Source organism: Thalassotalea mangrovi (assembly GCF_005116735.1).
GTDB lineage: Bacteria > Pseudomonadota > Gammaproteobacteria > Enterobacterales > Alteromonadaceae > Thalassotalea_A > Thalassotalea_A mangrovi.
Map to the genome: position 1 here is coordinate 1 of NZ_SWDB01000038.1, position 23,964 is coordinate 23,964.

At 48.0% G+C, this 23,964-nt stretch carries 18 protein-coding genes; 2 read left to right on the top strand and 16 right to left on the bottom strand.

Annotation, left to right across the window (positions count from 1 at the left end; genetic code table 11):
* Positions 1-272 precede the first annotated feature (272 nt).
* Positions 273-1,988, top strand: coding sequence for a proline--tRNA ligase (locus tag E8M12_RS14810; protein WP_136737048.1), 1,716 nt, complete (start codon positions 273-275; stop codon positions 1,986-1,988).
* 378 nt (positions 1,989-2,366) lie between these two features.
* On the opposite strand, the gene E8M12_RS14815 is transcribed toward E8M12_RS14810, so the two are convergent.
* Positions 2,367-3,674, bottom strand: a complete 1,308-nt coding sequence (locus E8M12_RS14815; RefSeq protein WP_136737049.1) for a YfiM family lipoprotein — start codon at positions 3,672-3,674, stop codon at positions 2,367-2,369.
* Positions 3,675-3,759: 85 nt separating this feature from the next.
* Positions 3,760-4,392, bottom strand: a complete 633-nt coding sequence (locus E8M12_RS14820; RefSeq protein ID WP_136737050.1) for a hypothetical protein — start codon at positions 4,390-4,392, stop codon at positions 3,760-3,762.
* Positions 4,393-4,782: 390 nt separating this feature from the next.
* On the opposite strand from E8M12_RS14820, the gene E8M12_RS14825 reads away from it, so the two are divergent.
* Positions 4,783-6,000, top strand: coding sequence for a pyridoxal phosphate-dependent aminotransferase (locus E8M12_RS14825; protein WP_136737098.1), 1,218 nt, complete (start codon positions 4,783-4,785; stop codon positions 5,998-6,000).
* Between the two features lie 300 nt (positions 6,001-6,300).
* On the opposite strand, the gene hppD is transcribed toward E8M12_RS14825, so the two are convergent.
* From hppD to nuoE, 14 genes are all read right to left on the bottom strand, one after another.
* Positions 6,301-7,353 (bottom strand): 4-hydroxyphenylpyruvate dioxygenase, encoded by a 1,053-nt coding sequence (gene hppD, locus E8M12_RS14830; protein ID WP_136737051.1) that lies wholly within the window; start codon positions 7,351-7,353, stop codon positions 6,301-6,303.
* Between the two features lie 345 nt (positions 7,354-7,698).
* A complete protein-coding gene (locus tag E8M12_RS14835; protein ID WP_136737052.1) occupies positions 7,699-9,456 on the bottom strand; it encodes a DEAD/DEAH box helicase in 1,758 nt (585 codons plus the stop codon).
* 321 nt (positions 9,457-9,777) lie between these two features.
* Positions 9,778-10,818 (bottom strand): Vgb family protein, encoded by a 1,041-nt coding sequence (locus tag E8M12_RS14840; RefSeq protein WP_136737053.1) that lies wholly within the window; start codon positions 10,816-10,818, stop codon positions 9,778-9,780.
* Between the two features lie 183 nt (positions 10,819-11,001).
* A complete protein-coding gene (locus E8M12_RS14845; protein ID WP_136737054.1) occupies positions 11,002-11,763 on the bottom strand; it encodes a DUF4097 family beta strand repeat-containing protein in 762 nt (253 codons plus the stop codon).
* A 260-nt stretch (positions 11,764-12,023) separates the two neighbouring features.
* On the bottom strand, positions 12,024-13,517 hold the full coding sequence (locus E8M12_RS14850; RefSeq protein WP_136737055.1) for an NADH-quinone oxidoreductase subunit N: 1,494 nt from the start codon (positions 13,515-13,517) through the stop codon (positions 12,024-12,026).
* Positions 13,514-14,989, bottom strand: a complete 1,476-nt coding sequence (locus tag E8M12_RS14855; protein ID WP_136737056.1) for a complex I subunit 4 family protein — start codon at positions 14,987-14,989, stop codon at positions 13,514-13,516. Before E8M12_RS14855 ends, E8M12_RS14850 begins: the two co-directional genes overlap by 4 nt.
* Positions 14,986-16,830 (bottom strand): NADH-quinone oxidoreductase subunit L, encoded by a 1,845-nt coding sequence (gene nuoL, locus E8M12_RS14860; RefSeq protein WP_136737057.1) that lies wholly within the window; start codon positions 16,828-16,830, stop codon positions 14,986-14,988. Before nuoL ends, E8M12_RS14855 begins: the two co-directional genes overlap by 4 nt.
* Before the next feature lie 2 nt (positions 16,831-16,832).
* Positions 16,833-17,141 carry an NADH-quinone oxidoreductase subunit NuoK gene (nuoK, locus tag E8M12_RS14865; RefSeq protein ID WP_136737058.1) on the bottom strand — a complete coding sequence of 103 codons (309 nt, stop codon included), beginning with the start codon at positions 17,139-17,141 and terminating at the stop codon, positions 16,833-16,835.
* A complete protein-coding gene (nuoJ, locus tag E8M12_RS14870; RefSeq protein WP_246034172.1) occupies positions 17,138-17,653 on the bottom strand; it encodes an NADH-quinone oxidoreductase subunit J in 516 nt (171 codons plus the stop codon). The genes nuoK and nuoJ overlap by 4 nt, the downstream gene beginning before the upstream one ends.
* Before the next feature lie 22 nt (positions 17,654-17,675).
* Positions 17,676-18,191: an NADH-quinone oxidoreductase subunit NuoI gene (nuoI, locus tag E8M12_RS14875; RefSeq protein WP_136737059.1), complete on the bottom strand. Its 516-nt coding sequence runs from the start codon at positions 18,189-18,191 to the stop codon at positions 17,676-17,678.
* Positions 18,184-19,188: an NADH-quinone oxidoreductase subunit NuoH gene (nuoH, locus tag E8M12_RS14880; protein WP_136737060.1), complete on the bottom strand. Its 1,005-nt coding sequence runs from the start codon at positions 19,186-19,188 to the stop codon at positions 18,184-18,186. Before nuoH ends, nuoI begins: the two co-directional genes overlap by 8 nt.
* Complete coding sequence (gene nuoG, locus E8M12_RS14885) at positions 19,188-22,058, bottom strand: NADH-quinone oxidoreductase subunit NuoG (protein ID WP_136737061.1); 2,871 nt, start codon at positions 22,056-22,058, stop codon at positions 19,188-19,190. Before nuoG ends, nuoH begins: the two co-directional genes overlap by 1 nt.
* A gap of 16 nt (positions 22,059-22,074) precedes the next feature.
* Positions 22,075-23,373: an NADH-quinone oxidoreductase subunit NuoF gene (gene nuoF / locus E8M12_RS14890; protein ID WP_136737062.1), complete on the bottom strand. Its 1,299-nt coding sequence runs from the start codon at positions 23,371-23,373 to the stop codon at positions 22,075-22,077.
* A gap of 12 nt (positions 23,374-23,385) precedes the next feature.
* Positions 23,386-23,958, bottom strand: a complete 573-nt coding sequence (gene nuoE / locus E8M12_RS14895; RefSeq protein ID WP_438363465.1) for an NADH-quinone oxidoreductase subunit NuoE — start codon at positions 23,956-23,958, stop codon at positions 23,386-23,388.
* Positions 23,959-23,964: the final 6 nt, after the last annotated feature.

Consider the following 23,964-nt stretch of genomic DNA (forward strand, 5'->3'; position numbering starts at 1 on the left):
ATTCTCTGCAATCAAAGCCTTGTCTAAACGCCTTTAAATTCTCACTGAGTGAGCAATAATTTAATGGGATTGGTATATAACCAATGCTATAGCTGGGAATAAGCAACCCATTGCACCTTATTTTGTAAGGCTTAACCAAGGTCGGGATCTATCGCTTGTCGGTAAATCGTGTTAGATAGGGATTTTGTTAAATTAGCGCTTTGTCACCTAAAGTTGTACTGATAGAATAACCGGCAATTTTAATTCACTCATCAGTATGGATTTGTAGAGCAATGCGTACCAGTAAATATCTTCTTTCTACGCTTAAAGAAACTCCGGCAAGCGCCGAAGTCATCAGTCACCAATACATGTTACGGGCAGGTCTTGTTCGTCCTGTAGCTTCAGGTTTGTACACCTGGTTGCCGACCGGTTTAAAGGTGCTGAAAAAAGTAGAAAACATCGTACGCGAAGAAATGGACAAAGCCGGGGCGATTGAAACGCTGATGCCAATGGTGCAACCTGCGGATCTTTGGCAAGAGTCTGGTCGTTGGACCGATTATGGCCCTGAATTATTGCGTCTGGAAGACCGCCATCACCGTCCGTTCGTATTGGGCCCGACTCATGAAGAAGTGATTACTAAGCTGATTAGCTCTGAGCTTTCCAGCTACAAACAACTTCCGATTAACCTGTATCAAATCCAGACTAAGTTCCGCGATGAGATTCGCCCTCGCTTCGGGGTTATGCGCGGTCGTGAATTTTTGATGAAAGATGCTTATTCTTTCCACTTATCCCAGGAATGCCTGAACAATACGTATCAGGACATGCACAGCGCTTATTGCAATATCTTTGAGCGTTTAGGTCTTGATTTTCGCCCGGTTATCGCCGATACCGGTTCCATCGGTGGTGATGCGTCGCACGAATTCCATGTACTAGCGGATTCTGGCGAAGATGATATTGCCTTCAGTGATAGTAGTGATTACGCAGCTAACATTGAAAAAGCAGAAGCCCTGGCACCGGATACCGAGCGCGGCGCAGCAACAGCAGAGTTAACCAAGGTAGCAACGCCAAACGTTCACACCATTGAAGACGTATCGAAATTCTTTGACGTAGCAGCTAAAGACGTGGTGAAAACCTTATTGGTATTGGGTGAGCATGAAGAAGGTGAAACCGCGCCAGTCGTTGCTTTGGTATTACGTGGCGATCACGAGTTGAACGAAATTAAAGCCGAGAAAATTTCTGGTATTGCAGCACCGCTAACGTTCGCTACCGATGAGCAAATCAAAGCCGTTGCAAATTGCGACGCCGGTTCTATCGGCCCTGCTGGTTTAGCTATCGACATTATTGTTGATCGCAGTGCTGCGGTAATGGCCGATTTCATCTGCGGTGCTAACGAAAGCGGATATCACTATACCGGTGCAAACTTCGATCGCGACATCCATAATTACAAAGTAGAAGATATTCGTAACGTGGTTGCTGGCGACCCTAGCCCTTGCGGTAACGGCAAGCTAACCATCAAGCGTGGTATTGAAGTCGGTCATATTTTCCAGTTAGGCGAGAAGTATGCCGATGCCATGAATGCAGGGGTATTAACGGAAACCGGTAAAAACCAGACACTGACCATGGGTTGTTACGGTATCGGTGTTTCCCGTATCGTCGCGGCGGCAATTGAGCAAAACCACGATGAAAACGGGATTATCTGGCCTGATGCCATCGCGCCTTTCAAGGTCGTGATCATTCCAATGAATATGCACAAGTCGCACCGCGTCCAGGAAACAGCAGAGAAGCTATACGCAGAATTAACTGCCGCTGGCGTTGAAGTGTTGTTTGACGATCGTAAAGAGCGTCCGGGTGTCATGTTCAAAGACATGGAGTTAATCGGTATTCCTCACGCCATCGTTGTTGGTGAGCGCAATATCGATAATGCTGAGGTTGAATACAAAAACCGACGTAGCGGTGAAAAATCACTGATTGCCATTGATGAAGCGGTCAACTTCGTTTTAAATCAATAATCCCTAATCTTTAGTTTAAAGGGCGGTTTATAAACAACCGCCCTTTTTTTTACCTAAACTCCCGACTTATTTGTGCAAAGACTTATACCAATCCCATTAAGTTTGTGCACAACTCAGAGTTAGGGCAGAGGTTCATTTGCAACATAGATTTCATTGATATAGTCATTCTATATCAGAGCGTATTGACCTTTGCTGGCCGAATTTTGTTCAATTAAGTGCCTATTAATAGTGAAACTGTTGGGCCTATCAGCACACCTATTGTAAGAAACCGCACCATTGAATTCTACGAACAGCGTTTGTTTTGAATCTGGCCCGCGTTTTTTCGATTTACCGTACAATGACTCCCTACGGGTGAGATTTAATTTAATGTGATTGGTATTAGTCAACGGGTGCATAGAAGTGTAACGATGACAATTGCTCATCAATCAAAGCCAGCATCTGTCGGTAAGACGGCGACTGGGTATTGACATAATCGACGGAGAAGCGCTCCGCATCAATCCCCTCCGGTAAATCGCGGGGAAATGGGATAAGTTGATCTTCATTTTCCATCTCGGCAAACGTTTGCTGAATCGCCCTGGCGCTGCTTTCGTTTTGCGTCGCATATTGAGCTAAACGGGTACCGGCACGATCTGCGTATAAATCGACAAAACTAAAACCACTACCGCCTGAGTTTGAGTCTAACAATTCCTTAAATTCCCCCAGCGCAAAACCAGCATTGGCATCACTGAGCAATTGCAAAGCCATCGAGTAGATAAAGTGCTTTTGCAGGTCGTTGCGTTTTAACAGGGTGATACTGCGCTTGTGGTTATTGCGCATTACTTGTTGTTGACGGGATAATGGTTGCATCTTGCCGGTTACAAGAGCGAATTTATTAGAGCCAAAATACAAGGCCAGTGCCATCATCGCATCGCGATTTTCTTCAACCGCACGTCGCCCCTGTGCAAGGGAATTTTTAGTTGCCTCAGAGAATTGATGTTTGAGAAAGTACAGCAAGCTCTTGTCGCGTTTTGGTAATTGCGCGAACCCAAGTAAATTCTGGTAATAGTGCTGCACACTCTCCTGATTAACTCCGGCAACAAGCGAATTTTTCAGCGACAACAGATTGGCCAGTCGTCCGGTATCTGCCAATGAATTTTCACCCTGATCGATATCGATTTGCAGTTGCTGCTGATTGACGTTTACCTTTTGCACCATTTCCAGCAGTTCATAGTGTTCCGGTTTTAACTTATCACTAAGCAAGGCCATTGCGGTTTCAAACAGCCATTGACCATTTAATGTAAGGCGGCCAATGCCTGCCTCACCAAACACCAGACCACTTTCCGAGTCTGGCAAGGCCAATGAAAAGTTAAGATAAAGCTCAGATCTGAAGGGTTTAATGTAACCATAAAACAACGCTTTTGATGCAGACAGCATCACATTCGTGTCGATCTTCGGACTAAGCTTATTTGCCAGCATGCTCAAACTCTGCAGCTCACTATGAGTAAAAGTGTATTGCGATTTACCGCCTTGCCTAATTTGCCTGGCAGTGCGTTGTATTATTTGTTTTGCATCGGCGGCACTAGCGCTGGACAAGCGTACGCGCTGTTGTAGTTGTGGTTCGGTTTCAACCACCATAAACAACAGTATGATCGCTCCAAGCCCCATGAAAAGGCACAAGAATTTAATGAATTTGATAAAAAACGTCAATCGGGATCCCTGTTATATTACAGTTAAAATTCTGCCGGTGATCTTACCTTAAATGATTTTTATAGGTTAATACCAGCATAGATGGTTATTTCCAGCCATCCCAGCGATCCCAGTAAATGATGCGATTGGTCATTCGGGATAGATAATTGTTGAGCAGATAAAAAGTGGTCAACTCCATTGCTTCGCCATGAATGCAGGTCCAGGCAAAACGATGACAGTTATTTTTAATAAGATCGTACTTTTGATAGCTATATATTTGTTTCGCCGCTCGTTCTGCTGTTGCTGCACTCGCCAGCGCCTGTCCTTTGGAATCACAAGCGGCATAAATTTCCGTACCTGAACGCTCCATCAGGAAACGCTCAGGAGATATGGCTTTTACCAGGCCGTTGCCATGCAACTCAACAATTGTATGGCGATCAATCAAAATGCCGGTATGCTCAAGCACCCCACCCAGGCCACAACACAACAGCGCTCCAGGGCTGACTGTGGCGAAGATCTCCTGCTGTTTACCTGCCTTCGCGGTCTGCGTTGGGTATTTGCCAATACCACTGGCATATTTGTCCAACCCTTTACGGGTATGGCCATGAGCCGTTTTACGTTTTAATTCGGCCTGCCGGTTGCGTTCAGACAACTCGCCAACGGCCATAGCGGAAGCGGCAATAGCGGCACCGACCCAAACTAAAGGTAATACCATGGTGACGTCCTTATAAAACTTCATTTGTTATTGATAGTTATAAGAAATATTCAACGATTATGCTGAAATAAATTGTCAGAAAGTGTTGCAGTGCGTATGGTTGTACCAATCACACTAAGTTTGTGCACAACTCAGAGTTAGGGCAGAGGTTCAGTTACAACATAGATTTCATTGATATAGTCATTCTATATTAATGAAATATAGGGAAGTAAATGGGCCTCTGATAAACTCCCTACGGGTGAGTTTTAAAGGCGTTTATCCTGCGTTATTGATTTTGACAATGGAGCGACCATTCTTTGCAATCAAAGCCTTGTCTAAACGCCTTTAAATTCTCACTGAGTGAGCAATAATTTAATGGGATTGGTATTAACGAAACTGTACAACCTAAAAACGATGAATTTACCCGTGTCAGCCATGAAAACCTTCGAAAAATCCTCCAAACTCAATGCCGTTTGCTACGATATTCGCGGTGCCATCGCGACCGAGGCTAGACGCCTGGAAGAGGAAGGTCACAAAGTTCTGAAACTGAATATTGGCAACCCGGCACCGTTTGGGTTTCTGGCGCCCGATGATATTGTCCGCGACGTGATTCATAATTTACCAACCGCACAGGGCTACAGTGAGTCCCAGGGAATCTATTCGGCTCGGGTAGCGGTTATGCAATATTATCAACAGTGTGGACTTAAAAACCTCAACGTCGATCATATCTATATTGGCAATGGCGTCAGCGAATTAATTGTTATGGCGATGCAGGCGCTGCTGAATAATGGCGATGAAGTGTTGGTTCCAGCTCCCGACTATCCACTTTGGACAGCCGCGGTATCCCTGTCATCAGGAAAACCGGTTCATTACCGCTGTGATGATGCCAATTTTTGGTACCCGGATATCGACGATATAGAAAGCAAAATCAATGCAAATACCAAGGCACTGGTGTTAATCAACCCGAATAACCCTACCGGTGCGGTGTACCCACAAGCGGTACTGGAAAACATTCTCGCATTGGCGAGAAAACATGGTCTCATCGTTTTTTCCGATGAAATCTACGACAAAGTATTGTACGACGGTGCCGAGCACATCCCGACCGCGAGGCTGAGCGAAGATGTGCTGGTCGTGACCATGGGCGGTCTGTCAAAAAATTACCGAATCGCCGGTTTTCGAGCCGGCTGGATGATGTTGACCGGTCCCCTGCTCCGTGCTCAGGGTTATATGGAAGGATTAAACATGCTGTCGGCGATGCGCCTGTGTGCCAATGTGCCGTGCCAACATGCAATTCAGACTGCCCTGGGTGGTTACCAGAGTATCAATGACCTGGTTAATGATGGCGGCCGCCTGAAGACGCAGCTCGATATTGCCCATCGGATGATTAACGATATTGAGGGTTTAAGTTGCCATAAGGCCAAAGGCGCGATGTACCTGTTTGTGAAAGTCGACGGTGAACGATTGCGCATCAGTGACTGTGAGCAGATGGTACTGGACATACTGCGTCAGGAAAAAATTCTGCTGGTGCAGGGTAAAGCTTTTAACCTCAACCAGGGCATTTATTTCCGCCTGGTCTTTTTACCGCACTCAGAAGACTTGATCGAAGCCATCAACCGCCTCAAACACTTTTTTAGCCATTATTCACAATATTAGATTGTTGGCAGCGTTCGACTAGCCTTATGTCGAGTTAGATGGGGCTATTTTGAGCCTGTCTTGCGGAGTACTGACCCGCTGGCGATAGACGAAAATTGAATCGATTGTTAGTTCCGGACACAATCGATATACCAGCGTCCCTGCAGGCATCCATGTAATAACCCCTCCCTTTCCCCCATCCATGGTGCGGGAGGATAAATACGTCCGTGTATAAAAAAAGCACCAAGACCGCAATCTTTGGTGCTTTTACAGTTGGGACCGTTTAGATGGATACCCCGCACGGGATATCCAGTCAAATAGTTACAGAGTGCCGCGTTCCATTTGGTTTAATTCGATAGACTCGAATAACGCCTGGAAATTACCTTCACCGAAACCAAAGTCACCTTCGCGCTGGATCATTTCAATGAAGATCGGGCCAAAGATATTCTTGGTAAAGATTTGCAGCAGATAGGTATTTTCTTTCTGGCTATCAACCAGGATTTGATGTTCCTGAATACGCTTTTTGTCTTCTTTGATCCAAGGGATACGATCGAATACATCATCATAATAAGACGGCGTAATATTCAGGGTGTCGATGTTCTCGCGTGCCAGTTTATCCAGTGAACCCACCAGGTCTTTAGTGATAAAGGCAAGATGCTGAACGCCAGGGCCATTGTATTCATCCAGATACTCATCGATCTGGTTGTTGCTGGTACCCTTGCCTTCATTAATTGGAATGCTGAAGTTACCGCAGGGAGATTGCAACGCATAAGAAACCAGCGCCGTCTTTTGACCCTTGATGTCAAAATAACGAACTTCACGGAAACCAAAGACTTCTTTATAGAAGTTGGCCCACTTCTCCATGGTACCCTGGTACACATTATTGGTCAGGTGGTCGATAGCAAGGAAACCTTTGTCTTCGACCATGTTGCGCTCACTTTCCGGCAGCAACTCAAAATCATTCTGATAAATGCTACCCTTGTCACCCCATACATCAATGAAGTAAATCAGGCTGTCGCCGATACCATAGATGGCAGGATATGGCAGATCTTTATTGGTCGCATCTGTCGCTGGTTTTGCACCACGACGCACTGCTTCTTCAAACGCAAATTGCGCGTCTTTTACGCGCCAGCCCATCGAACAAATTGCCGGGCCGTGAGCCTTGGCAAACTCACTAGAGAATCCATTGCGCTCATTGTTCATCAAAAAATGAATGTCGTTCTGATTGTAATAAACGATGTCTTTGCCTTTAAACTTACGGACGCGGGAGAAACCAAACTCCTCAAATACCTTGTCCATAAAATCTGTATCTGGTGTTGCGTATTCGGTAAATTCGATGCCACATAGGCCAATTGGATTTTTAACTTCTGTCATAATTCTTCTCGATTAATAACCATGACTTGATTATTAATCGAATCGAGCACAGGAAAAAGGTTGCCCTGACGCGGCATGCAGGAAAATCGTAAATCAATTTGTACATCGATATCGGGTAAGATGTCATCACCTAGCCGCCAGCATTATAGCGGCGTTGCGAAAGGCCTGTAAGGAAATAATTACAGGGCAATTTGGCGATTATATGCAGTTGCGAAATAACCGCAGATCGGGGCGGCTGTAAGCTGTATGCTGTATGCTGTAAGTGCTGAGCTTTAAGTTGGCTAGAAACAACAAAGCCAGCCGTTGACGGGCTGGCTTTGCTTCAAACGCATAGCGATTTAAGGGTTATCGGCTCTGGCGTTGTGCACGAGGACGACGCTGCTGAGTGATAACCGGCGCATCAGATACAGATATTTCCAGGGCCTGACGACGGACACGCACTTTACGCAACTGGTTATAAGCTTCTTTCGGCATGCCTTTTGGCAACTGTACAAAGCTGTGACGGTCATGCAGGTTAATCTGACCAATATAGGCACTGTCCAATGAAATTTCATTAGCAATTGCACCTACGATATCGCCAGGTTTGGCACCGTGCTCTTTACCCACTTCCAGGCGATAGGTTTGCCAGTCAATGTCCGAACGGGCTCCCTGGCTGCGACGACCTTCACCGCGCTCACCACGACGTTCGCCACGTTCACCCCGATCACGACCTCTACGTTCATTGCGATCGCGTGATCGACCTTCTCTGTCAGCACGCTCGCGACGTGGTTTCGGATCTTCTTTTGGTTGGAACGGTTGTTTCAACTGGGCGTTGTATAACAGAGCTGCCGCTAACTGTTCCACGCTAAGCTCCGATTCCGAAGCCATAGAGCTCAGGATCTCAACCATATTATCCAGTTCAACATTAGCCACTGTTTCAACCAGAGACTGACGCGCACGTTCAATACGGCGCTTGCCAATTTCCTGAATGCTCGGCAACTCAAAGGTGTTAATGGTACCAGATGTGGCACGCTCATAATGACGAAGCAGGTACATTTCCCGAGGGCGAACAAAGGAAATCGCTGTACCTTCACGACCGGCACGACCGGTGCGGCCAATACGGTGTACATAAGATTCGGTATCACCCGGTAAATCGTAGTTCAAAACCAAATCAATACGCGGAATGTCCAAACCACGGGCAACAACATCGGTGGCAATCATGATAGAGATTTTGCCGTTTTTCAGCTGCTCAACGGTACGTTCACGTTGTGCCTGATTCATATCACCATTCAGGGCTGCACACGGATAACCAAGTCGCTCCAGTTGTTCTGCAACGGTGATGGTGTCATTCCGAGTGCGCACAAAAATCAATAACGCATCGTAATCATAGGTTTCAACAATACGCTCAACAGCAGTATTTTTGTTGATACCAGTCACTTTCCAGGCCAACTGGGTAATGTTGGCTTTCTGCTTCTTCTCTGCGGCAATTTTCACATGCTCAGGATCCACCAGGAATCGATTGGCAACCTTGCGGATTGCCGGCGGCATCGTCGCTGAAAACAACGCCATTTGTGTTTCCTGTGGCAGGTGATCAAGAATCCATTCGATGTCTTCCAAAAAGCCCATGTTAAGCATTTCGTCGGCTTCATCGAGCGCACAGAAAGAAATATCATTAAGCTTGAGAGTCTTGCGACGCAGGTGATCCATTAATCGCCCTGGGGTACCGACAACAACCTGGGCGCCTTTTTCCAATTGCGATAATTGTGGACCATAAGACTGGCCACCATAAAGTGTAGCGATACGAAGTCCGCGCATGTTGGCGGAAAACTCCTGCAATGCTTCAGCAACCTGAATCGCCAATTCGCGTGTTGGCGCAAGTACCAGCATCTGTGGCTTACGGATACTCACATCGATATTCGCCAAAGCTGGCAAACCAAACGCGGCGGTTTTACCGGTACCCGTTTGAGCTTCACCCAATACGTGACGGCCGGCCATCAGTGGACCGATGGTTTTTTCCTGGATTGGCGTTGGATTCTTAAAACCAAGCTTTTCCAGGGACGAAAGGATAAATTCAGGCAAGCCAAGGGCTTCAAAGCCGTTTTCGGCATTGATAATATCAGTCATTAAATTGTCTTCTCAGTAGGCAGGCAAGGCCTGCAAAATAAAAGAGGAAACCACCGGAAGACTTATGGCACGTAAAAGAGCAAAGTAGAATTATGCTCGGCAAGTCAGTTGGCGGAAAACCCCCAATCCCAATCCAGCCCCGCTAAATAAAAACACTGCATGGCTATGTAGCGATGACAGTAACAGGCTGGAACAAATTAGCCGCGCATGTTACCTTGTCGGCGGATAAATGCAAGAAAAACCGAACAAAAATACCCCATTTGTCGGTAAAACTTACATTTTTGCAACGATTTATCGAAATTATATCATTACGTTTAGAAATTACGGTGAATCGGTTATCGGCTTGATCATGGCTCGGCCAATGGTGTTAGCATCGGTTCCGAACCAGACACTATTGTCCGGTTGATGATAGAACATATAGCGAATGGTGCCCGCGCCACTGGGGATATCAGCGGCGCCGATAAAGGTTTCCTGGCGGGTATCAAAAATTCGCAATTGATTGGGGCTGGTGCCGGTGACCGCAACCCACAGGCGCTGCTCGTTATCCATCGCCGAACCATATAAATTTGCCTGATGCTTTTCCGCAACCTGCCATTGTTTAAACGCTTGTGTGTCTTTGCGATAACGGCTTACATACCCTAGCTCATGATCGAGTAGCCAAATCTGATTTTTATCATCAATTTCCAGCCGCCGCGGACGCTGCTGCTGATGGGGTAAGGCATGCAGTGAGAATTGCAGGGTTATGGCGTCTACACGAGCCAGTTGGTTGGTGCCAAATAAGACTATCCAGGGGTTATTGTCGCCGTCAATCTTTATTCCATAAGGGCGAGACTGGGGTAATGGCGAGTCCAACAACTTGACCTGACGCGACTCAACGTCGAGGAAACCGATTTTATTACCCCACTGCGCGGTAAACCAGATATTGCCAATGCTGTCGAACACCAGGGTATGCGGATCGATAGGATTTTTCGCCGGCATATCAATGCGCTCGATATCACCGTTGGCCGGGTTGATCCGGCCGATATGACTATTGCGATTTCCCGCATACCAGATGAAGTCTTGCGTATCGATGATCAAATTGTGAGGATAGGTGCCATCAGGCAGCGAATATTTACGGAACTTTCCGGAGTTGGGGTCAAGTGAGGCGATATAGTTGCCTGACTGACCACAAAACCACACCTTACCCCGGCTGTCGAGCGCCGGATCGCGAGGACGGGTATCGGCCCAGGGAACCTGCCATTCCTTGATATCAATCTTAACGGAAGACTTAACTGACGGCTTAACTGAAGGCTCTGATGTGATCCCGGGCAAAGACCAGAATAACAGCAGGATTGTCACCCAAATACATATTAACCTGTTCATTTTATTGCACTTTCAAAGCATACCTTGGAACAAAGAATAGCCAACTTTGCGATGCTATGCGAGTACACTGTACAAATCAGAACAGGTCAGAACAGGCCAGTACATTTTGCTGGCGAGTATACTGCGCTGGCCACTACAGTCGGCACCAGCGCAGAAAATGTCAATCCAGGTATGGGTCAGGCCCTAACTATCAATGTTAAAACTACCTTTTACGCCGCTGACATTCAGCCCGCCCGAACCATCACCGGTGATGGTCAGCCCGCCTGCATCATTAACGGTTATAGAACCTGAGCCATCATTAATGGTAACTTCACCTACCACGTGGAGAATGACCATTTCACCGGATCCATCGTCTACCTTCACATTGCCACCAATATCGGCAACTCGTAAAGAACCGGAACCATCATCCACATAAACGTCGCCACTGATTTGCTCTATCGATAACGAACCGGAAGAATCTTCGACATTCAAAGCCCCCTGAATGCGGGCAATGTCCATTGAGCCAGAGCCGTCTTCAATATCAAGATTACCATTGATGTCGGTAATCGAAATTTTTCCTGAGCCATCATCAACGATAAGGTTCATGTTCTTTGGTAAGGTCACCTTGACATTAATATGCGGTGAATCACCATTCCAAAAGCCACTGGTGCTGGCGTGATCAGCTATCAGTATTGCCCTATCCCCGTCTTGTTCCAGGGTAAGAGTGTAGTTTTTTTCTTTTGTGGTGCGTATTTCTGCACTAACGGTGATCTCGGTTGCACCTTCCAGGCCAACGACATTTAAGCTCCCCGCTCCGGTGTCAATGTCGAGAGTCGTTATCCCGGTAGCTGCTAGTTGCATTTCTTCATTTAATTCAACATCTGCCGACTGAGCACCAACATGGATGATGCAACCGGAAAGCAACAGTGTGGAAGTTAAAATGGCAGTAATCGCTTTATATTTCATGTCCCTGGACCTTTTTTATCATTTACTTGAATAATACACCGCTGTTTAAACAGCGCCCTATTTTGAGGAAGCAGTGATAGTGTACCAGTAATCTTCATCAAAATTCCTGGTTACAGATATTCAATAACCGGACCAGAATTAATAACATACTGATAATATTAATTTTTAAAGGGGTTCAACCGCATTTATGGAAAACAGACATGGGGTTTATTGGTGAGATCATCAAAATATGTAAGATTCACACCAACTTATCGCCATTATTACCACTCAGATTTCAAAGCAGCTTCATTGAAAATAATCGGTATTTGCTCCGACTGAAACATCAGTTGACTGGCCAGGATATCCGGAAATACACCAAGGGCAATGATAATCACGGTCAACATTGCCATCACCGTGGTGTGAGAAATGGTAAAGCTCCCGCCGCTAACCGCGACGGTTTGGCATTGAGTTACCGGAGGCTTAGCCAGAATACAAAAAATAATCGACAAGTAATAATAAAGCCCGATGCCACTGCCGATGATCAAGGCGGCGATTGCCCCCCACAATTGGTTTTCGATAGCAACGGTAAACAGATAAAACTTACCAATAAATCCCGCTGTTAGTGGTATCCCTGCCAATGATAAAAGTGCCAGGATCAGGCACGCACCATGTGCCGGACGACGCCAAATCATCCCTTGCCAGTCTCGCCAGTCATCCTGGTCATGAACGCCGTGCGCTTTAGAGCGACCCGCTAGGTAAATCATCAGGATTAAGGTCGCAAGAATATAGACGAGAATATAAAACACCCCGGATTTCAACGCCCAGGCAACAGATTGCTGACTTTGGATCGCCAATACGATAATCAGATACCCCATATGGGCAATGGATGAATAGGCTAGCAACCGTTTGATATTTTTCTGGGTCAATGCCAGCAGGTTACCCAATAGCATTGATGCGATAGCGATACTTAGTAGTAAAACCTGCAGGGTCTCATTGTTGAAAATCGCCGACACCAGCCAAAACTTAACTAATATCGCAAACATGGCGGCTTTGGATACGGTGGCTAACAATAAAGTAACCGGCATGGGAGCGCCCTGATAGACATCCGGAGTCCAGGTATGAAACGGCACCAGTGATAATTTAAAGCTAAACCCTACCATGATCAGGACCAGTCCTGCCTGCCCAAGCAAGCGCAGGTTCTGCTGCCCGGGCACCTGATATGCCAGGCTCAGTTCACCGGTAGCGCCATATACAAAGGCCATCCCTAGTAACATGATTGAAGACGCGGTGGCACTTAAGATCAAATACTTAAACCCCGCTTCCAATGTATGCTGGCGCAGGTGCAAATATCCAATCATCCCCACTAATGACAATGACAGTAATTCAAAGCCGAGGAAAACCGCGGCAAAATGATTCGCCAGAACGAGAATATTCGCGCCCAACACCGCCAACAGTAGTAACACATAGTATTCGTCATGAAACTCCACCGCAGAGCGCAGGTAGCCATAGCTGACCCACACTGCGACCAGCGTACAGGATAAAATCAATACTTTTAATGTTAACGAAAAAACATCAACGTAAATGAGTGGCGTGACGGCGGAGTTAACCTGGGTCATCGCTGGATAATGCGCAAATAAAGCCAGGAGAATCGCACTCATGGTAAAGAACGCAATGCCATGCTGTGATCGCTTTAAGGCAATCAGCAATAATTGCATGACAATGGCAAGGGAAAGTATGAGTTCAGGAGCGATGGCAATAAACTGAGCCAGTTTCATAACTTACCTCCGGTTACCGTGATATTGGCGGCAGGATAAATGGCTTCAAAGTGCATCAATAACGATTGCGGAAACAGCCCCAGATACAGTAACAACGCGAATAGTAATCCACACAATAGCCATTCATGGGCGAGCAAATCAGCAATCTGAACACCTGCGTGTGGCTTACCCTGAAAGCTACCCTGAAACAGGTACATGCCATAAATCGCAGAACCGATCATAGCCGTCGCTGCCAGCACAGTGGCGACAGGATGGGAGGCAAAAGTTCCGGTTAGGGTCATAAATTCTCCGACGAAATTCAGCAATCCCGGCATACCGAATGCGGCTGCGACAAACACCAGCAACATGCCTCCCATTCGCGGCGCTGATGCAAACAATCCTCCCATTTTACTCAATTCCCGGGTATGCAGGCGTTGATACAAAATTCCAGCCATGGAAAACAGCGCGGCACTGCTTAACCCATGAGCGACAATTGTTACAATCGCACCGTGATAAGCAATACTGGAAAACGAAAACAGTGCCAATGTCACAAAGCCCATATGACTGATTGAAGAGTATGCAACCAGGCGTTTGAAATCGGATTGAGCAAACGCCATCACGGCACCATAGATGATGGATATCACTCCAAGCGCAATGGCGATGGGTGCAAATTCAACGGTTGCTTGCTCAAACAGAGGCAGTACGAAGCGCATCAACCCATAAGCACCGGTTTTTAATAATACCCCTGCCAGCAGCACCGAGCCGGCGGTTGGCGCCTGGGTATGGGCATCCGGTAGCCAGGTGTGGAACGGAAAAGACGGTAATTTAACCGCGAACGCAATAAAGAAACCGAGCATGAGCCAGTATTGCAATGGCATAGATAGATTGAGGCGTTGCCAGTCGAAATAATTAAAGCTGATTTCGCCAAACTGTTGCTGATGAATAAACGCCATGATGATAATGGCGACCAACATCAACAGGCTGGAAACCTGTGTAAAAATAAAAAACTTAATCGCGGCATAGCGGCGATTTTCATGTCCCCAGATGGCAATCAATGCAGTCATTGGTAACAGCATGACTTCCCAGAAGAAAAAGAACAGAAATAAATCAGCGGCGGCGAACACACCGATAATGCCAGCCAAAGCGGTCAACAGGTTGAAATAATAGAAATTATGATGGTGTTGGATCTCGTTGACGGAAACCAGAATGCAAACCAGGGCGAGAATTAATGTCAGCGCCACCAGAATAAAACTTAAACTGTCGATAAACGTCGCATAATCAATTCCCAGGCTGGTTATCCAGGGTACCGACAATAACGGCATCGCCTGATGAAAGATGTCATGGTTGTTGCTGGCAAACCGGGCCAGCAGGAAAAAGCAGAGAACAACGCTACCGGCGGCCAGATAAGGTAAGCTTCGCGAAAACTTGCTGCCGATGATTAAACTTACCAGGGCTACCAGCATCAGGATAGCAATGATATTGGTTAAGATCATAGCATCACTCCCAGTAGCAGTATGATTGTACCTATCCCAAGAGTTGCCGCATACCAGCGCAATCGACCACTCTGTATCGCTTTCGCTGCACTATTCCAGGTAAAGGCGTTCCAACTGATAAGTTGAACCAGCAAATCAATGGCGTCATGGCGATTTAATTTTGCCAACTTCACAAACGGCTTAACTAGCAAGGCATCGTAGGTAGCATCAAAGCCAAGACCGTTGCGGCTAAACCGGTACAAGCTCCCCTTGCCAGGAACCGGTTCGGTAGCGTTGGCCCTGGGAAAATAAATAACGTACGCCACCACGATAGCAACTAAGGGCAAGCCGATAGCCACGCTGTGCAGCCAGGATGGGCTTTGGCTGTCAGGTGCATCCACCGCCACAAAAACCTGTTCTAAGTTGGTGGGAATATATCCTCCTAAAATGGCTAACACTGCCAGCATACAAAGCGGCACAAGCAGGAGAAAATGCCGCTGTGGATGCAGTTCATGCTGCCCACGATATTGCCCAAAAAACGTAATAAACACTAAGCGAAAGCTGTACAGGCTGGTAATAAAGGCACCAAGGATCGCCATCCACCAAAACGCGGGACCTGCCGTTGGCGATTGCCATAACTGGCCGATAATGGCTTCTTTCGAGACAAACCCAGAAGTTCCGGGAAACGCGATAAGCGCCGCAATGCCAATCACGAATAATATTGAGATCAATGGCATCCGTTTCAGCAAGCCGCCCATGTGAAAGATATTTTGCTGGTGATGGGCTGCGAGGATAATCGCCCCTGCCGTGAGGAATAATAACGCTTTAAAAAACGCATGGGTCATCAGGTGGGTAATCGCCGCAACATTAGCGCCGGCGCCCAGTCCGAGCATCATATAGCCAATCTGACTCATGGTCGAGTAGGCCAGTACCCGTTTTATATCCTCCTGGGCCAGTGCCGCGATGCCAGCAATTAACAGGGTCAGGCTGCCGGTCCAGGCCACCAGGTTAAGAATATCCGGTGCCTGCAGATAAACACCTTGCATTCGGGCGATCAGGTACACCCCGGCAGTCACCATAGTCGCCGCATGGATTAGTGCACTCACCGGCGTTGGTCCGGCCATGGCATCCGGCAACCAGGTATGTAGTGGTAATTGCGCCGATTTTCCGACGGCCCCGCCGAGCAATAGCAAGGCAATCCACCAGGCGGCTTCGGATGATAATGGTGAACTATCCTGTTGCGCGAGAATCTCCTGAATGTTGAGGGTATTGGTTTCCAGAAACAGATAGAACAACCCAAGCGCCAGCAAGGTATCGCCGATACGGGTTACAATAAAGGCTTTGCGGGCAGCGATAGCATTGCCCGGCTCCTGATACCAAAAGCCAATAAGGAGGAAGCTGCACAAGCCGACCCCTTCCCATCCCAGATACAGCAACACCAGGTTATCTGCCAGCACCAGGATCAGCATGGCACAGATAAACAGGTTCATGTAGGCCATAAAGCGGCTATAGTTTTCATCCTCGCGCATATAGGCGGCGGCAAAGCCATGGATTAACCAGCCAACTCCGGTTACCACTGCAATCATTACTGCTGATAATGGGTCGAGGAAAAACGCTACCTGCACCTCGTGCTCGCCGAGCATAAACCAGGTCCAGAGGGATTCCCGAACCCCGGCGGATATATCGGAAGATTGGCTAACCGCGTACAAATCGTTAATGAGAAGGACACTGGCCAGAAAACTTAAGCCAACGCCTGATAAGGCTATCACAGTCGCCAGCTGCCAGTTAAGTCGTTTCGAAAAAATGATCAGTATTAGAAAGCTAAATAATGGGAAAAATGGCAATAGGGTTAGTGCTGTCATATTCACCCCCTTAATTGCGATAGGCCATCAACATCGACATTGTGACGCTGATGTTGCATGCGAATTAATAATGCCAGGCCAATGGCGACTTCCGCTGCTGCCAGAGTCAGGATCAGAATGAACATGATTTGTCCGTCAGCCTCCTGCCAGAGTGACCCGGCACCAACGAACGCCAGGCCGACAGCGTTTAACATAACCTCCAGGCTCATCAGCATGAATAGAGTATTACGCCTGGCCAGAACACCAATAAATCCGACACAAAATAACAAGGCACTGATCATAAACACGTGGGTGATGGGAATATCAATCATCGGTGCTCTCCCTCGCTCGTCGATTTAGCAAAGTGATAGCCCGCCAGCAATCCAGCCAATAATAAAAACGAGGCTATTTCAACCGCAAGCAGATAAGGACCATATAAGGCGATGCCAACCTGTTTGGCGCTGACTACCCCTACTTCAATATGACTGTCAGTTGCCCCCGTAACCAGGATATAGGCGAGCAGCATGGCCAGGGTCAGCGTTAATATTAACGGCCCGAACCAGGTAGCAAGCCAGGATTGTTGAAATAACACTGGCTGATTATCCCCTTGTAAATCAAACATCATCACTGCAAATACAAACAGTACTAGAATCGCACCTGCATAGACAATGACCTCCAATCCGGCGGCGAACGGTGCTCCAAGTAAATAAAAACAAAAGGCCACCGCCAACAGAGAAACCACCAGGTACAGTAGTGCGTGAATAGCATTTGCTGAGGTAACCACTTTAATACTGGCGATAAACGCCACCAATGCAGCGAAATAAAAGACCCAGTCGATATTCATAAGCGACTCCTGGAACGCATTATCATGGCATTAACCCTTTAATGTTCACCGGTGGTTTTTCTCCCTTTGCCTCACCTTTTTGCTTCGATTTAATGGCAATACCGCTGCGCTTGTAAAAGCTGTAATCGGGATATTTTCCTGGGCCATCTATCAGTAAATTTTCTTTTTCATAAACCAGGTTTGAGCGCTCGTACTCGGCCATCTCGACATCCGGTGTCAGCTGGATAGCGTATGTAGGACAGGCCTCTTCGCAGAAGCCACAGAGAATACAACGGGAAAAGTTAATGCGAAAAAATTCCGGGCGTTTGCGTCCATCTGCATCCGTTGTTTGTTGCAACGAGATACAATCGACAGGGCAGGCAACCGCGCACAGGTTGCAGGCCACACAACGTTCTTCGCCATCGGGGTCCCGGGTTAACACGATTCGTCCCCGGTACCTCGGTGCCAGGTAAGGTTTCTGCTCTGGATACTCGACCGTATCGGGCTTAGTAAAGGTGTGCTTGAGCACCAGCCACATGGTGCGCAACTGACTAAACATTGCCACCTCCTAGCACGCCTGTGAGGCGCAAGATGGCCGTGCCAAGCAAGTTAACCAGAGAAAGCGGTAGCATCACTTTCCAGCCAAATGCCAGCAGTTGATCGAATCTCGGACGAGGCAATGAAGTGCGCAATAAAATGAAAAACAGGATAAAGAACAGAACTTTAATAATAAACCAGACAATCCCGGGAAGCTCGGCGAACAGGGTATCGGCAAGAAATCCTGGTGGCAGATAACCGCCAAAAAACAGGATCACTGTCATCGCCGAAATTAAGGTCACGCCGAGATATTCCCCTAAAAAGAACAGCGCAAATTTCAGTCCTGAGTATTCGGTATGAAATCCAGCGGTAAGTTCGGTTTCCGCTTCCGGTAAATCAAATGGCAGGCGATGACTTTCAGCAATACCGGCAACTAAAAAGACCAGGCAGCCCAGCCATTGGCTGCTGATAAACCAGCCATGCTGTTGCGCTTCAACAATATCACGCAGGCTAAAACTACCGGCAAGTAGGACCACGCCCATCATCGAAAGCCCCATAAACACTTCGTAGCTGATGGTTTGCGCGGCCGCACGCATACCACCGAGTAAGGCGTATTTATTACGAGAAGACCAGCCTGCGAGGACTACGCCATAAACCGCCAACGAGGTCATCGCCAGGAAAAACAGCAGGCCGATGTTCAGGTCACTGACACCAATCGACTGGGAAAACGGGATCACCGCGAAACTCATCAACACCGTAATAGCACCAATGAACGGCGCGAGAACGAAGGTAAATCGGTCAGAGAATTTTGGCGTAAACTCATCTTTACCCAGGATTTTTAATAAGTCCGCCACGGATTGTAAAACGCCGCCCGGCCCGACCCGGTTAGGCCCCAACCGGTCCTGCCAGATGCCAATCATGCGTCGTTCAACCCAGACTAAAAACGCTGCTATCAGAACCAGGGCGAGAATGATCACACTCATCTCAATAAACGGGAATAAAGGCTCAATGTATGCCATTACCTGCCCTCCCCTACAATTTGAATCGGGATTTGCTGATCTCGTTTCTGCAGGCGCGACAAGGCGCGACTTTTCTGGTTGAGAATGCTTTGTAATTGCTCACTTTGCCCTTGCTGTTGTCGGGCGATGTCATCGCTACTTGCCTGGACAATATCGGAAACCTGGGCGATGGCATTGTGCAGGTTTAGCAACGGATGATGTAAATAGGCAGTGCCCCTGGCCACATCATCGCAGGTTATCAGGCGCACCGTCATTGATGTTTTGTCATCGCTGATTAATGTCACATGGGTTGCGCTGGTAGCGGCAAGATTCGCTTCATCGGCAGGGTTCACTAGCAGGCAGGCGACAGGTGCCAGTAACTTAAATTCAGCGATATCATCGGTAAGCGCATCGTTGGCAAACAAATGACTAAGCCTTCTGATAAGCAGGCCGTTAAAGCTGAGAACGCCTGGATTCGCCGTGTCACTCTTTCGTTGTTGCCAAGCCAGGTTTTTATCAGCGCCTCTTGCCACCGTGATGGCTTCGGCGCGATGATTCATCCGCCCACCGATTCGAGTCTGATATTTATATACCGATTGCTCAGAGTTCCAGCCAGGTGCCCAGCTAAAGGCTTTAGGTAATGCCTGGCCTTGCACATCAGTACGGCCGGCCCCTTCCATCGAAAAACTAAACGGAGACTCGGTGTCCTGGGGAGATTTTGGCTCATGCACAGTCTGGTTGGCGAACATTGCAGTGCGGCCAGAATAGCGCATCGGCTGACGCGCTGACTTAAACAATAATTGCTCCGCTAATAGCCTGCTCATATCCGGAAATGACGAATCATGCTCGGCCAAGTAAGCTCGTAGTTGCGACAACGTAGTGATATTTGCAAGGTTTTGCCGACCAAATGTCGAATCCAGTAACAGGCACCAGTGCCAGGCCGGATGGATTGGCGAGTTGGGTGGTTTCACCGCAAAGAAAGGTTGCACTAACCCCATATAATTGACGCTACTACCGTCTGATTCGGTAAAAGGAGCCGATGGCAGGACAACATCCGCCAGCTCAGATAACAAGGACTGGTTATGGTCAATCACAATCAGGGTCTGACTTTGCTCAGCCAGCTGATACTGCTGCGCTCGGGTTAATGTGGACAGGGAATGTTCAAGGACAATGACGGTACTTTGTTGCAACGATTTGGCAATGAGCTGTTCCAGGGACATGGTGTGTTGGTCAATTAAGGAGGCCAGCCCCATCGTATTCACGGCATCCGGTAAAAACGCAAACTGCCAGTGCGGCGGCGCCTGCAGCGCTAACTGTTCAACGGCTTGTAAAGTCTCTAGCTGCCAGGCACTGCAACCGGCAATAAACAATGGTCGTTTGGCATGTTGTAATGCGGTTTTAATCTCCTGCAACAGCGAGGCTAAGCCGTTATCGAAAGGCATATCACTGATTGAATCCGGCTGATTGGCATTACCCAACCCTTGTAACAGTTTGATGATTGCCGCTGGGTGAAGCGGCTCTGCATACGTTGCCACATCATCGAGTTTGCTGCTTTTACTTTGCAATAAAAACAAATTCGACCGACATGCCTGACCCGCGGTACGCACTGCCGCATCCTGCCATCTGGGTATGCCTAGCTGTTCAGCCTTGTCAAAAGCCGCATTGCGGGTTGCCTGCCGCACCGCCAGTGCAATTCGCGCGGCGCTTTGGGTTAAGTCTTCGTCGATAACGATAATGCAATCACTTTGCTCTATCTCATTGACACTAGGTGGTTGTTTAGCGGACATCACCGAGCGAATAATATCCAGGCAGAAATGCTGGTAATCGGTCAGGCCGCTGCAAAAGTTTTCGCTGCCGACCATATGCTTTAATGCAGCATTGCTTTCAAAACTGGCGCGCTCAGAGCCAATGCCAAAATTGTCAGCAGATTTATAGCGAGCCAGGGCAATAGCCAGCTGATGCGGTTTAAACTCGCTGCTAAGCTCAATGCCCCGGGCTGTTTCAATTCGACTGTCATTATTAACATAGCTAAAGCCGAAACGGCCTTTATCACAGATAAAGTAGCCATTAATGTCATGATGGTAGCGATTTACCACCCGGCGCACACTGCCATAGCGCTCTCCGACACTGATATTGCAACCCACCGCGCATCCCTGGCAGACAGACGGTGCCGATTGCAAATCCCATTTGCGCGTATAATGAGCGGAGAAAGGTTTATCGGTAAATACGCCGGTTGGACAGACTTCAACCAGGTTGCCAGAGAATTCACTCTCGAGAATACCGTCTTGCTGACGGCCAAAATACACCTGGTTTTTCGAACCGCAGGCTGAAAAATCGTTGCCGCCAGCATAATCTTTATAAAATCGTTCACAGCGATAACAAGTAATGCAGCGATTCATTTCATGATTTATCAGCGGCCCCAGATATTGATTGCTAAAGGTACGTTTCTGCCCCTGATAACGGCGCATGGAATGACCGGTCATCACCGTCATATCCTGTAAATGACACGCACCGCCTTCGCCACAGACCGGGCAATCATGGGGATGATTGGTCATCATCGCCGCGATGACCTGCTCGCGAAATTCTGCTGCTGGCTGATGATTGAGGCCAATATACATACCATCAGATACCGGCGTCATGCAGGCCATGATGGTCTTCCCCTTTTGCTGTTCCTGATCAGCAAACTGAGTAACGGCACATTGGCGACATGCACCAATGGAGCCCATTGCCGGATGCCAGCAAAAATATGGCAGGTTGTATTTTTCCGACAACATGGCCTCGAGCAAATTATCGCCTTGGCGCAACTTGACCGGCTCACCATCGATATGAACCGTCACCTGTGCAGCGGCAGGGTTGCTGGTATCCGGATTATCTGGTTGAGATTTATCCATATCCTAAATTTCCCCGTTAATGATGACCAGAATAAGGACAGCAACCCTTATCGATATGTTGTTCAAAGTCGTCGTGGAAATATTTCAGTGCGCTCTGCAACGGTTCGACGGCACCCGGTGCCAAGGCACAATGAGTTTTGCCGAGCCACATGAAATCACATAACTTGTGCAAGTTGTCCAAATCCTGCTGGCTTCCCTGTCCCTGTTCAATCCGCGTTAACGCGTCAACCGCCCAAGCGGTGCCATCGCGGCAGGGAGTGCAGAAACCACAGGATTCCTGAGCGAAAAATTTCAGCAGGTTGAGGACCATCGCCACCGGACAGTTCTGGTCATCGAGGACAATTATGCCACCAGTGCCAAGGCGACTACCGGCGGCGCTGACTTCATCGTAGCCAAGCACCAGGTCGAGGTGTTCTACAGTCAGAAAGTCTGTCGATGCACCGCCCGGCAGGAAGCCTTTGAGGTTCAGACCTGGAGATAACCCGCCCGCACGTTGATAGAGCAATTCCCGGACGGTAATGCCCATCGGCAGTTCCCACAACCCGGGACGTTGCACTCGCCCGCTAACGCTATATATTTTGGTTCCGGCATCATCATTGTTGGAAAGTTGTTTAAACCAGTCAGCGCCGTGATTAATGATGTGCGGCAGGTTACACAGGGTTTCGACATTATTGACTATGGTTGGCTTACCAAATAGACCACTTACCTGCGGAAACGGCGGTTTAGCCCGCGGATTTGCCCGTTGCCCCTCTAACGCATTGATCAGCGCCGTTTCCTCACCACAGATATAGCGGCCGGCACTGGTATGCAAATATAGATCTAACTGGTAGCCACTGTTGCGGATATTATCTCCCAGATAGCCCTGTTGATAGGCTTCATCCAGTGCCTGCTGCAACCGCTTAGCTGCCAGATGATATTCACCGCGCAGGAAAATAAAGGCTTTGTTGGCCCCAATGGCATAGCTGGCAATGATCATCGCCTCAATTAACTGATGCGGCACGCCTTCAAGTAACCAGCGGTCTTTAAAGGTGCCCGGCTCCATTTCATCGGCATTGCAGATCAAATATTTGTCATCGCCAGACCGCGGATCTGTATCTTCAAATTTCGGTACAAAACTCCATTTCATTGCGGTGGGAAATCCAGCCCCTCCCCGACCTTTCAACCCGGAGTCCTTAACCACATCCTGAACGTCCTGTGCAGACATCTGCTGCAGGATTTTATCAACACTACGATAGCCACCAACGTCGATATATTCGGGCATCGCCAGTGGCTTATCCTGATTGATGTGTTGAGTTAATGGCTTGTCTGTGGTCATTTTGTTCCCGGATTATTCACGTAAATTTAATTCGTCTTTATCATTTTCAGCGCACAGTTGCCTGAGGATATCCGTCGCCGATTGCGGGGTCAGGTGCTCAAAATGATCTTCGCCAATCATCATCGCCGGTGCTTTATCGCAGCTCCCCAGGCAGGCATTGGTGAGTAAGGTAAACATGCCATCGGACGTTGTTTCACCATAATCAATGCCAAGATATTCTTTAATCGCTTCACTGACCTGAGCAAAACCGGTCAGATGACAGCTGATCGAATCACACAAATGAATGACATAACGGCCAACGGGTTGTCGATAAATCAAATTGTAAAACGTTGCGATGCCTTCCAGTTGACTGGCAGGCATTTGCAACAGGTCGGCGACGGCATACAGGCAGTCGTCTGATATCCAACCTCGATTCTTTTGTACCAGCTTCATCGCTTCGATGCCGGCAGCCTGACGTTGCCCGAGAATTGCCACTTCATGTTCAATGGCATTGATTTCCTCGACACTCAGGTAATCCCGATAGCTGAGTTGCACGAGGTTAATGTTCCCTTCCCCGACCCTTGGTAGATTGGTTGCTAAAGACACGGTGAT